The organism is Paraburkholderia sp. (genome assembly GCF_034668105.1).
Classification (GTDB): Bacteria; Pseudomonadota; Gammaproteobacteria; order Burkholderiales; family Burkholderiaceae; genus Paraburkholderia.
Genome location: NZ_JAXDPY010000035.1, coordinates 1 through 11,932, shown reverse-complemented (window position 1 = coordinate 11,932; position 11,932 = coordinate 1). Strand labels below are relative to the sequence as shown.

The window sequence follows — 11,932 nt, the reverse complement described above, 5'->3', positions numbered from 1 at the left end:
TCCGGGGCGACCGCGAACTCAAGCTCGCAGGGTATGAAGTCTTTCGCTTTGGGGCCGCGGAGCTGCAAGTGCCAACAGCCAAGGAGGATGTAAAGGCCTTCTTCGAGGCGCTGTTCAAGCGTTACGGCGTTCCAACGAGCTGACTATCCATCTTCGCGCTGATCACCGGCTATTCCTTGGAGCAGACGGTGCAGAAACGCCTGACGTTTCGCCACTCATTCGGTATCATTCCAAGTGATTGATGATAGGTCGGCACTCCGCCAATTGTCCCGAATCCCGCGCCAGCAAAGGGCGTGTTTTCCTGACGGTAAAAGCGTCGGTAAAGACCTTTTTCGATCATAGCCAAACCCTTTAACCATGCGGGATTGGGCGGGTTGTTGATGATCGAGTGGGAGTGATCCTGGACCTTGCTGACTGATATTGGCCTGCAGAAGCTCAAGCCTGAAGCGTTCAAGGGCGACCCAGGAGCGGGGCGGAACAACTGGCCGAAAGCAGGCGATTCTCGATGCCGTTGACGACGAACGCCGATCATGGTGCCCCGGCGCAGGCAGGGTGCGCCGCTAAAACCGGACCATCCTTGATCGGCATCACGCCGGCGCACACGGCAGGCACACGGTGAAACGGGTAGCATGCCCCGTCGACTCAACCCCGATCGTGCCCTGATGCGCGCTGGCAATGCAGCGGCAGATGTAGAGACCCAGGCCCATCCCCGCCGCCGTCCCGCTCCGGTTAGGTATGCCCGCGCGCGTCAGTGGATCAAACAGCGTGGGTAGCGCGTGCTCCGGGATCGGATCGCCTTCGTTGGAGACAACAAGCGTCATTCTTCCATCGCGACCGCCGGCTTCCACGACTACAAGCCCCGACCCATAGCGAACCGCGTTCGTGAGCAGGTTGACCACCAGTTGCCCGAGCCGGCTGCCGTCCCAACGGCCACGAAGTTCGCCTGCAAGCCGCAGCTCGATACGCGCATCGGGAAACGACGCACGCACCTCGTCCACCGCGTCGCTACAGATCCGTCCGATGTGCTGCGGCGTGAAACTGACCGGCAGCGCGTCCCCAAGCCGGGAGCGCGTAAAAATGAGCAGATCATCAATCATCTGTCTCATGCGCATTGCGCCGCGCTGGACAAAGGCGACCGCTCGCACGCTCGGGGGAGACAGGTTGTCGTCGTGCAGCAGCACTTCAGCGGAATTCAGTATGGCGCCCAGCGGCGAGCGCAGGTCGTGCGCCAACACGCCGGCGAACAGGTCGCGAATGCGCTCCGTGCGGTGCGCATAGTGCCGCACCGATTCGGCGAGCACCTGGTCGATGGCTTCATTGAAGCGGATCATTTCCTGGAATGCCGCCCCTCCCGCAGGTGATGTTTTCTGCCAGCGCCGCAGCACCGTGGCGCGCAGCGCGCGGAACTCTGCGACGACATCGTTGATGCCGAATCCGTGAGACAGACGATCCTCCGCATGCCGATGCGCGACGCGGTTGAAGCCGGACCTTGGCGCGTGTTTGTCGCCGCGCGACTTCGTCTGCTGCTGCACCGTGCTCTGCGCCTCGCGCATGTCGGCCGCAATCGCCATCAGGATATCGGCCGCCGAGTTGCGCAACTGGCTCTCCGACAGCTTGCTGTCCGGCTGGCTGAGCGCGAGGGCGTAGTTTGTCCAGTCGTCGATCAGGCCAGTCAGATCAGCTTCAATGAAGTCGGCCAGGCTCATCGGGATCTCCGGTACGTAGTAGACAGACGTGCGCTGTTGTTGAAGGGCGAGGCAGATTCCGCCTGATGGAATGGAGGCGGGACAACTGCCCGGCAGGCAGTCGGACCCCTCCAGCACGTCGCTTGTCGCCGTCGATTGTACGCGCGACGCCGGCCCGCCATTGCGGCGGCCCCGCACGTTCACGCTGCAAGGATCCGGATCAGCGCGATCAGTTGGGCCGGCGAACGGCCCTTTTGCATATAGCCGTCGGGCTCGTTTATTGCTTCCGGTCCGAGATTTGACCACTGCGCACCGAACCCCTTACCAGGTTGATCAGATGAACGACGTTGACCCACGATCCGCCGGCTTCAGTTCCGCATGGCTCAGGCTATGGGCTGAATCCACCCAGGACTATTCGATCTTCGCCCTGTCGCCAGAGGGCATCGTGCTTACGTGGAACCCCGGCGGCGAACGCATCCAGGGGTATCGCCCAGACGAAATCGTCGGTCAGCCGTTCTCACTTTTTTACCCTGAATCGGACCGCGCCGCGGGTGCGCCCGAGGCGGCCCTGCGTGCTGCGACCGAGGTCGGGCGTTACGTCGCGGAGGGCTGGCGCGTGCGCAAGGATGGGACGATCTTCTGGGCGAACGTCGTCATGACGGCGTTGCGAGACAGCCGGGGGCAGCTTATTGGCTTCGGCAAGGTGGTCCGCGACGTCAGTGACAAGAAGGCCGTTCACGACGCCGTACTGGAGAGCGAGCGGAGCTTCCGCCTGCTGGTTCAGGGAGTCACCGACTATGCCATCTTCATGCTTTCGCCCGATGGGCACATTACGAGCTGGAACTCCGGGGCGCGGCGGATCAAGGGGTACGCCGAGAAAGAAATTATCGGCTCGCATTTTTCCAGGTTTTACACGCCCGAGGATGTCGCAAGAGGCGTCCCTTTCCGGGGCCTCGAGACCGCGAGACAGGTGGGACGGTTTGAGGCCGAAGGCTGGCGCGTGAGGCGGGACGGGAGCCGTTTCTGGGCGCACGTTGTCATCGACGCCATTTACGAAGATGGCGAGCTGGTCGGATTTGCCAAAGTCACGCGCGATATTACCGAGCGGCGACGCGCCAGCGAGCTGCTTGAGCAAACGCAGAGCGCCTTGTTTCAGGCCCAGAAGATGGAAGCGCTGGGCAAACTGACGGGTGGGGTTGCACACGATTTCAACAACGTTCTCCAGGTACTTCGGGGCAACCTGGAACTGCTGGAAAGCAGGCACGGTCGTGATGCCTGGAGCGCCGAGCGGCTGGGTAACGCGCTTGATGCGGTCGACCGCGGCGCGAAGCTGGCGTCACAACTGCTGGCCTTCGGTCGTCAGCAGCCCCTGGCCCCCGTCGTCATTAACCCTGCGCGTCAGCTTCACGCGCTGGACGACCTCCTGCGGCGGGCACTGGGCGAGACGATCCAGATCGAGTCCGTGGTTGCCGGAGGCCTCTGGAATACCATGGCGGACCCCCATCAGCTGGAAAATGTGATCCTGAATCTGGCTATCAACGCGCGCGACGCGATGCCCGACGGCGGCAAGCTGACGCTTGAACTGGCCAATGCGACGCTTGACGACGAGTACGTTTTGTCGCTTCCGGACGTCCCGGCCGGGCAGTATGTGATGCTGGCTGTCACCGACACGGGAACTGGCATGAGCCGCGAGGTGATGGAGCGCGCTTTTGACCCGTTCTTCAGCACGAAGCCAGAAGGGCGGGGTACCGGCCTCGGCCTGAGCATGGCCTACGGCTTCGTCAAGCAGAGCGGCGGCCATATCCGGCTTTATAGCGAGATCGGTGAGGGAACGACCGTCCGGATTTATCTGCCCCGGTCAACCGGGGCGGCGGTTGAGACCAGGCGAAGCCGGGAGGCCGTCCTCAAGCATGGCAACGAGACCATCCTGGTCGTGGAAGACGATCTGAAGGTTCAGTCGACGGTCGTTGAGCTTCTTAGCGGTCTCGGTTATGCGGTGCTCAAGGCCAACGACGCGGAGCAGGCGTTGACTGTGGTGGCGAGCGGCGTGCATATCGACCTGCTGTTTACCGACGTGGTGATGCCCGGCGCGCTGCGTAGTCCGGAAATGGCCAGAAAGGCAGTCCAGATGTTGCCCGGATTGAAGGTACTCTTTACGTCCGGCTATACCCAGAACGCGATCGTGCATGGTGGCCGGCTCGATCCCGGCGTGGAACTGCTGAGCAAGCCGTACAGTCGTCAGCAACTTGCCGTCAAGGTGCGGCAGGTGTTGGGCAACAACGATGACGACGCGATGGAACCGGGCGCGGTTGATGCCCGTTCCGGTGATGGCGTTGTGCCGGGCGCAAACGGTCAGGGCCTGCGCGTTCTCGTCGTGGAAGACGATGCGGCGTCGCTGGACGCAACCTTCGAGCTGTTGACGCTGATCGGAATGAAACCGCAGCGCGCCGACAGCGCGGCAGCGGCGCTGAATGCCCTGCAAGCTGAAGACTTTGACGTTCTGTTCACCGACGTCATCATGCCGGATATGTCGGGCACCGAACTGGCGCGACGCGCGTTTGCCACTCGCCCGGCACTCCGGATTGTTTTCGCCTCCGGAAATCCGGTCCCCGCCCACGAGAAGTTTGAGTTCGAATGGTCGGCGCTACGCAAGCCCTTCACGCTTGATCAGTTGCGTGCGGCGCTGCAGCCTGCCATGAGGCCACTCGCGGAGCCAGATGCCGGTGACGGCCAGTCAGAGTCAACCGACGGGCCAGTTGAAGGTGCCGGTTCGTTGTAGCCCGGCCGTGGCAGATATTAATCGCGGGCACCCGGTGTATAAAAAATCAAGCCTCGTGCGCCCGGCTTGCTCCCGAGCGCTTTCTTCGCATCCTTGTGTCTTCACCGCTAGACGTCCGGAGCGAAGTTGAATGGCGCGAATGCGCTCCCCTCGCAAGGAGCGTCGTTCTGCCCGCATATACCGCATATGGCATTCCTGCCCACAAGGCGAAGCACCATCGGGAAGCCGGGCAAGGCGGACCGGGGCCTGGCAGAAAAGCCGCCTGTTCTCGCTCTCATCGACCGGGCCCGGAGGCCTACGATGCTATGACCTGCCAGGAGGCATGGATAATGCGCCCCTCCCGGGTACGGAGCAATCAAGGCATCGGGCTCGGTGCGGAAGGAGCGGAAATGGACATACTGAACATGGCGCGGGAGGCGGGATTTGCCGTCTTACTCGACGGGCGGATCGGTCAAGAGGAATACAGCACGGTTTCGGGTTCAAAAGAAGCGCTGCAATGCTTCGCTGATGCGGTCCGAATAGCGGCGGAACGCGAACGCGACCGAAGCGTCAGATCGGGCTGGCTTCGCCAGGACTACCTCGCATGGCTGCTAGAAAAGCCGGGGTGATCAGGCGAGAGCGCTGACCGACCGATGTGACGCTTGCAAGACCGGGCATGGATAGTTCACCGCCGGGAGCGCATGCGGATGGCGTGCCGCGGCGCAACGCCAACGGGAAGTCCAACATTTCCGGCGCGGAATAAGCTTTGCTGCACCGGAGAAACATTTCCGTTTCCCAAGGTGAGTCATGGACAAAAAAACGAAGAATGAGGCCTATCCTTATTCGTCAGGCGGATGGGGATCGCTGAAAGCGGTCACGTCGATCCTTGCGCAAGAGAAGGTGACGCTCAAGGGCAGCGCAGTGCTGCTGCACCAGAACAAGCCGGACGGTTTCATGTGCGTCAGCTGTTCCTGGGCGAAGCCTGCGGACCCGCACACTTTCGAATTCTGCGAGAGCGGCGCGAAGGCTACCGCGTGGGACATCACTGCCAGGCGGGTGACGCACGACTTCTTCCGGATTCACACCGTGAGCGAGTTACTCGCGTGGCACGATCATGATCTCGAAGAAGCGGGGCGCCTGACCGAACCGCTGCGCTACGACGCGACGTCCGACAGGTACGTGCCGGTCAGTTGGCAGGAAGCGTTCGACGACATTGGCCGGGAACTGAAGGCGATGGACCCGGAGCAGGTCGTGTTCTATACCTCGGGACGCGCATCGCTTGAAACCTCGTATATGTTGCAGTTGTTCGCCCGCATGTACGGCACAAACAATCTCCCGGACAGCTCGAATATGTGCCACGAAAGCAGTAGCGTGGGACTGAAAGAGGCGATCGGCGTCGGGGTCGGCACCATCACGCTGGACGACTTCGAAAAGACCGATCTGATGTTTTTCTTCGGGCAGAACGTCGGCACTAACAGCCCGCGAATGCTTCATCCACTGCAGGACGCGCGCAAGCGCGGGGTGCCCATCATTACCTTCAATCCGTTGCGCGAGCCGGGCCTTATCAGCTTCAGCAATCCGCAGTCGCCGGTGCAGATGCTCACGCCGCAGGAGACGCAGATCAGTACGCAATATCACCAGCTCCGCACGGGCGGTGACACGGCGGCGCTTGTCGGCCTGTGCAAGGCTGTGATCGCCGCAGACGACGCGGCCGTGGCCCGCAGCGCCGCGCGCGTCCTGGACGAAGCCTTTGTGCGCGAGCACACGCAGGGCTTCGAAGAGTTCGCCCGTTATGTGCGACAAGCTCAATGGGCGGACATCGAGCAGGTCAGCGGGCTGACGCGCGCCGACATCGAGCGCGCGGCCGACGAATACATGAAATCGAGTGCGGTGATGATCCACTACGGCATGGGCTTGACCCAGCATCGCATGGGTGTGCAGAACGTGCGTATGGTCTGCAATTTCCTGATGCTTCGCGGCAACGTCGGCAAGCCGGGGGCGGGCCCGTCGCCAATACGCGGACACTCGAATGTGCAGGGCCAACGGACCGTGGGTATTACCGAAAAGCCGGAACTCGCGCCGCTCGACCAGCTTGCACAGCAGTTCTCGTTCGAGCCGCCGCGAAAAAAAGGCATGAACATCGTCGAGGCGTTCGAGGCAATCGTCAAAGGGAAGGTGACGGCCGTGCTCAACCTGGGCGGCAATCTCGTGCGCTCAGTGCCGGACCGCAATCTGACGGAGCCGGCCTGGAGCCGTGTGCGCCTGACCGTAAGCGTCGCCACCAAGCTCAACCGCAGCCATCTCGTGCATGGCGCCGTGGCTTATATCCTGCCGTGTCTGAGCCGCATCGAGATTGACCGCCAGGCGGGCGGCGAGCAGTCCGTCTCGATGGAAGACAGCACCGGCTGCATGCACGGCTCGCGCGGAGTAGTGGAACCGGCCAGCCCCGATGCGCGCTCGGAGCCTTTTATCGTCGCGGGTATCGCCAAGGCCACGCTGGCTGCTCGTTCCACGGTGGATTGGGACGCATGGCGCGACGATTATCGCAGCGTGCGCGCTGCGATCGCGGAAACTTACCCGGAGATCTTTCGCGATTTCGAAGCCCGCATGTGGACGCCGGGCGGTTTCCCGAGGCCTTTGCCGGCACGCGAGCGCAAGTGGCAGACGCCGAGCGGCAAGGCGGAATTCATGGTGCCCACGTCGCTCGGCGAGGATCCCGACATGGAGGAGCGCGAGCCCGGCGCATTGCGGCTGATGACGTTGCGCTCGGACGGCCAGTTCAACACGACCATCTATAGCCTCGACGACCGGTTTCGCGGCATCAAGGGAGGGCGCATGGTCATCCTGATGAATCGTGCCGACATGGCATCGCGTTCGCTGGAGGAAGACGATCAGGTGACGCTGCAAACGATCGCCGACGACGGTGTCGACCGTCGCGTCGAGGGGCTTCGAATCGTTCCGTACGACATTCCGCAGGGATGTATTGCCGGGTATTACCCGGAGTGCAATCCGCTGCTGCCGCTCTGGCATTGCGCGAAAGAAAGCAAGGTGCCGGCCGCGAAGTCGATACCGGTTCGCATCGTCGCGCGCCACGCGTAGGAGCGTTGCGCGAGTTTTTATGGAGGAGCACAGCATGGATACCGACCTCGAAGCGCTCATTCGCATCCGGGCGTATCACCTCCGGGAGAACGACCCGTCACCGGAGCGCAACGCGGAACAGCGGCAGCATGCCGGATTCGCATTAAGCGCACTGATTGCCCATACCCGCAATCTCCTGCAATCGCCCAGATGGGCATCAACACGAGAAACCGACCATGTCCAAGCAAGCTTCGCAAATTTCCCCGGAAATAACGACGATGATTCGCCTCGATCATTCGCACGTGTTCACCGCGTTCCACCGCTACCATCTTGCCAGCCCATGGTGGCGCAAGCGCGCGATAGCGGGCTCCGTTTGCAGCGCGCTTGAAATCCACGCGCAACTCGAAGAGGAAATCTTCTATCCGGCGCTTGCGCGCGTCGCGCCGGACAACGAAACGCTGCGCGAGAGCCGGCCGGAGCATGATGGGCTGCGCGCAAAAATCGAGGAACTGCGCGGCATGGGCCCCGACAATGCCGCATTCGACGGCGTGTTCATGCAGTTGATGCGGGAAACCATCCATCACGTGGCCGATGAGGAAGCCGTGCTGTTGCCCATCGCCGAACGTTCGCTGAAGCCCGAACTCAGATCGCTGGGGTCCGCCATGACGCGACGGCGCGTGGAACTGCTGAGCGAGCGGCCCGCGCGTATCGCACTGGATACCGCGGGAACGTTTCCTGTGGCAACCGCCGTCGTCGTCGGAGCGGTTTTGTTCGGCGCGGGCAAACTGCTGGCTCGGTGGCGCTCGCCCTACAGGCGGTACGACGGCTGACGGGCGCCCGCGACGCGTTAAGGGAATTCGGCGCTCCAAGGCGGCGCCCGCTAAGGGAATTCCGGCGCCAAGGCGGCGCGGCGCGCGCAACGCAAATCCGATTCGGCACTGACGCCTACTGACTCGCCCCGCCGGGGTGGTCGCTGGCTGCGGTCGCGGGCGCCGCAACTGGCGCGCTGTTTTGCGCAGCATCACTGGCGGCGGCGGTGTCGCTGGCCGCGCCGGTGGACGAAGTCCCAGACCGGTTGCAGCCGTTGAATGAGAGCAGCACGGCAAGGGCCCCGGCCGTGAACCATGCGCGTGAGGTTTTCGTATTCATGAGTGACTCGATAGGGTAGAGGGTGAATTGGCGGATAGGGTCTCGCTCTTCAAGCCAGCAAGCGTTATGCCGTAACTTGTTCGAAGGTGCATGGCTGTCCGCGCATTTCCCGCGGTGCGGCACGCTCATTGCTGTATCCGGTGGGCCATAACGATGTGGTTAAGTGGGTTGTAAAACGATTCTAGTGAGGAATTCATGAAAAAGATGACAGCGATCGCAGCCGTTTCCAGTTGCCTGTGCCTGGTGCCGTTCGCGGCAACCGCGCAGACGCAGGCAGCTTCGACGACGGCCGCTAATCCCCTTGCGCAGGTCGACAAGGATTTCGTCCAGGCCGCCAGCATGTCGTCATCGACCGAAATCGATGCGAGCAAACTTGCGACCAGCAATTCGAGCGACAAGGACGTGAAGTCGTTTGCCCATCACATGATCGTGGACCACACCAAGCTGACCCTGCAGCTCAAGATGGCGGCTCCCCACGGCATCGAGGTGCCGAAGGACAATTCGGACCCCGCCATTCTCGATGCATTGAAGCCGCTGAAAGGCAAGCAATTCGACCAGGCCTACATTCAGAAGGTGGGACTGGAAGGGCACAAGCAGGCCGTCGCCGCATTCGAGAAAGAGGCTGCCGACGGCCAGAATGCGAAGCTTAAGGAAGCGGCGCAAAAGGCGCTGCCGACCATAAAGCAGCATTACCAGATGGCGCAGGATCTGGCGACGAAGAAGGGTGTGGCTGCGCACTAAACGCGGTGGATCGCGAAACACTGGCGGCAGCGGCGCTTCGCTTTCCTGCGCACGGTGGGCAATCGTGCGCCACCGCACGCCGTCGCGATGTGTTGCGTCGTGAAAGCGTCGCATGCGGTTGAAGCTTGTCCCCTTTGCTATCTTTGTCCCGGGCGACGCGGAGAATCAGGCGCCGCCCCGCCCGTTCATCTCGGGCGCAATGGACGCATGGTTCAGCAGTCCCACCAGGGCGACGCCGCCAATCACATTGCCCAGGAGCGTGGGCGCGAGAAAGCGCCCCAGATAGTCCACAATGTCAGCTTCGCCGCGCAGGACCATGTACGCAGCCTCGGCCGAGCCTGCTATCACGTGGGACAACCCGCATAGTGATACGACATAGGTGACGATCGCAATGATTATCACCGCGGCGGACCGCGCATTGGGGAGCAGCCACACCATTAGCGCGATCAGCCAGCCGGCCAAGACGGCCTTCAATGCCGTCGTGGCGAAGGCGGATTCGAGGCTGGAGTGCCCGAGCATCTCCAGCGCGGGAACGAGCCGCAGTGTGAACGGCGTGGGCAAGACGAGGATGCCCGCGAAGATCCACGTGCCGACGAGATTGGCGGACAACACGATGACCCACAGCCGCAGTGCGGCCAACAGCGTGCGCGCGTCGCGGCGCGTCAACACTGGGAGGATGACAGTGAGTGTGCTTTCGGTGAATAGCTGTTGCCGACCCAGCACGACAATGATGAAGCCAACACAATAGCCCGCCGCGGCAACGAGAGAAATGCCACTGGCGGACGACGGTGAGAGCCTTGTTTGCAGCACTGCCTGCGTGAGGAACGAGAAACCCATCGACAGGCCGGCCGCCAATGCGGACCACATCAATGCCCTTGCGCTTCGCTCAAGCGCCGTCTCCCCCTCCTCCCGGATGATCTCGTGGACGACGAGCGCGCGAGGCGTACTGTGAGCCTCTGCCTGGTCGCGCTCGCGATCATCGAGGTGGGGCGACGCGTGGCCGGCAGCCTGGCTATCCTGATCCCCGGTAGTGGACCTCATTGCGATTGCGCGTGTCCGCCGGATTCCGACGATCCGGGTTCCGAAAGATCGTCTTCGCGAACTTCCGCCTCCCGCACGGTTGTACCTTCTTCGTCCGTTTCAGAGACATCCGTTTTGAAGGTGCCCGGACTTTCCATTTGTTCTTTCTGCGGGGAGCCCACGCCTTCAACAGGCTTTTTCTGCGACTGGGGCTGGGGTTGCGTCGTCATATACGGGTTCCTCAAGAAATAGATAAGTGCCATGCATCGAGCAATGATCAGGCCCAAGGCTGTCCTCCGGGGCATCTGAAGGAGCGCTCGTCGGGCATGTGGGATGCATGCCAGAACGCAAAACCCGCGATAAACGGAGGCCCTATGCGCGTACACACCATTGAGTTAGCAAACCTCCGCGTCGGATCGGATGTGATAGCGGATTTCGACGGCGGTTTTCTGTGGGTCGTGCGGGTGACGGAGCGTAGCCTGGGGCACCGCCTCGTGTTCGAGAAAAGTGGGAACTGCGGTCGTGTGTCCAAGGGAGACGCACAGGACATCGCGGCGGCTCGGGCGAGCGATATTGCTGCCGGGCTTGCGTCGCTGGCACCTGGCGAGTTTACGCGCGCCCGCATGCCGCCCGCGGCCAGATAAAAGAACGCAATGCTCATGTCAAGGCTCCGGCGCATGGGCGCTGAAGTTGGCAAAGTGCCCGACGAAGAACGGGGCACTGCCGGCCACTTTGATTGCGAGGATTGCCTGGACCTCAGCTGCAGTAGTTCCGTACAGCGCCTTGGGGATGCGCCTCCGTGCTGCGACTCGCGCGTCGACGCGTCGATCGGGCGGGCATCGCGCTGTCAGGGTAAGGTCTACACGGCCAACGTGTAATCGCTACAAACCGACGGCCGCCGTCCAGTAGGCGGCGCTGCTACCGGTGTTGCCCGTCGTTGATGAATGAGGCACGTCGCTATTTCCGTTGCCGGAGCAACACATCGGACGCCGCGGTAGAAGACGAAACCTCCATTGGGAAATGCGTGGCATCGATAAACGTAACGGATGCGACATCGACGTTCTGGCGGCCATGACGACGCGTACCGCATCGGACACCACCGCGCAACCGGCGGCCGGCGCCGATCTCGGCGCGGGAGGAGAGCCGGCCGGATAGGCAAACAAGAAGCAACTTCTGGGCGGTACGGTGTTTGCTGAGGTGTTGACCGGACGCATATCGCGTGCAGATGAACACGCGCCCGGAGAAGAGATGCGTAGTCAGCCTGGACTTGATGTCCACCTCACCCTATCGATGCTCAGCCGCAGCGGCGGCCCCACCGCCATAGCGTCGACGCCGCGAGTGGGGTGTGGGCCGCGCAGACCGGTCCCTGTTCCCCGGCGCGGCGGCAGACCGACGGGCGGCCACACCCCCGCAGGCATCCTGTTCTTGACGGCTGCCTCGTTGTCGAAGGCAGCGGGCGCGGCTACCCCTCCGCTACAAAGCTTGCTGTCGCCGGCCGGCA

The 11,932-nt window shown here is 62.4% G+C and carries 11 protein-coding genes; 7 read left to right on the top strand and 4 right to left on the bottom strand.

The genetic code is table 11. The annotated features are described in order from the left end of the window. Positions 1-587 precede the first annotated feature (587 nt). The gene (locus QOC89_RS01885; RefSeq protein WP_323043468.1) at positions 588-1,706 is read right to left on the bottom strand and encodes a sensor histidine kinase; all 1,119 of its coding nucleotides are present in this window, start codon (positions 1,704-1,706) and stop codon (positions 588-590) included. 316 nt (positions 1,707-2,022) lie between these two features. Between QOC89_RS01885 and QOC89_RS01880 the strand changes: the two genes are divergently transcribed. The 4 genes from QOC89_RS01880 (at position 2,023) to QOC89_RS01865 (ending at position 8,351) form a co-directional block, all read left to right on the top strand. Next, on the top strand, positions 2,023-4,464 hold the full coding sequence (locus QOC89_RS01880; protein ID WP_323043467.1) for a PAS domain S-box protein: 2,442 nt from the start codon (positions 2,023-2,025) through the stop codon (positions 4,462-4,464). Between the two features lie 389 nt (positions 4,465-4,853). Next, the gene (locus QOC89_RS01875) at positions 4,854-5,072 is read left to right on the top strand and encodes a hypothetical protein (RefSeq protein WP_323043466.1); all 219 of its coding nucleotides are present in this window, start codon (positions 4,854-4,856) and stop codon (positions 5,070-5,072) included. A gap of 178 nt (positions 5,073-5,250) precedes the next feature. Then, a complete protein-coding gene (locus QOC89_RS01870; protein ID WP_323043465.1) occupies positions 5,251-7,542 on the top strand; it encodes an FdhF/YdeP family oxidoreductase in 2,292 nt (763 codons plus the stop codon). 215 nt (positions 7,543-7,757) lie between these two features. Then, positions 7,758-8,351 (top strand): hemerythrin domain-containing protein, encoded by a 594-nt coding sequence (locus tag QOC89_RS01865; protein WP_323043464.1) that lies wholly within the window; start codon positions 7,758-7,760, stop codon positions 8,349-8,351. Between the two features lie 115 nt (positions 8,352-8,466). On the opposite strand, the gene QOC89_RS01860 is transcribed toward QOC89_RS01865, so the two are convergent. Continuing rightward, on the bottom strand, positions 8,467-8,670 hold the full coding sequence (locus tag QOC89_RS01860; protein WP_323043463.1) for a hypothetical protein: 204 nt from the start codon (positions 8,668-8,670) through the stop codon (positions 8,467-8,469). Between the two features lie 195 nt (positions 8,671-8,865). On the opposite strand from QOC89_RS01860, the gene QOC89_RS01855 reads away from it, so the two are divergent. Further along, positions 8,866-9,411: a DUF4142 domain-containing protein gene (locus tag QOC89_RS01855; protein ID WP_323043462.1), complete on the top strand. Its 546-nt coding sequence runs from the start codon at positions 8,866-8,868 to the stop codon at positions 9,409-9,411. Between the two features lie 165 nt (positions 9,412-9,576). Here the strand turns inward: QOC89_RS01855 and QOC89_RS01850 are convergent, their stop codons facing one another. Next, positions 9,577-10,452 carry a formate/nitrite transporter family protein gene (locus QOC89_RS01850; RefSeq protein ID WP_323043461.1) on the bottom strand — a complete coding sequence of 292 codons (876 nt, stop codon included), beginning with the start codon at positions 10,450-10,452 and terminating at the stop codon, positions 9,577-9,579. Further along, the gene (locus QOC89_RS01845) at positions 10,449-10,661 is read right to left on the bottom strand and encodes a hypothetical protein (RefSeq protein ID WP_323043460.1); all 213 of its coding nucleotides are present in this window, start codon (positions 10,659-10,661) and stop codon (positions 10,449-10,451) included. Before QOC89_RS01845 ends, QOC89_RS01850 begins: the two co-directional genes overlap by 4 nt. A 144-nt stretch (positions 10,662-10,805) precedes the next feature. Here QOC89_RS01845 and QOC89_RS01840 point away from each other — a divergent pair, with 144 nt between their 5' ends. Together QOC89_RS01840 and QOC89_RS01835 are read left to right on the top strand one after the other, a co-directional pair. Beyond that, positions 10,806-11,075 carry a hypothetical protein gene (locus tag QOC89_RS01840; protein ID WP_323043459.1) on the top strand — a complete coding sequence of 90 codons (270 nt, stop codon included), beginning with the start codon at positions 10,806-10,808 and terminating at the stop codon, positions 11,073-11,075. Positions 11,076-11,451: 376 nt separating this feature from the next. Next, positions 11,452-11,586: a hypothetical protein gene (locus tag QOC89_RS01835; RefSeq protein ID WP_323043458.1), complete on the top strand. Its 135-nt coding sequence runs from the start codon at positions 11,452-11,454 to the stop codon at positions 11,584-11,586. The last annotated feature ends 346 nt before the right edge of the window (positions 11,587-11,932 follow it).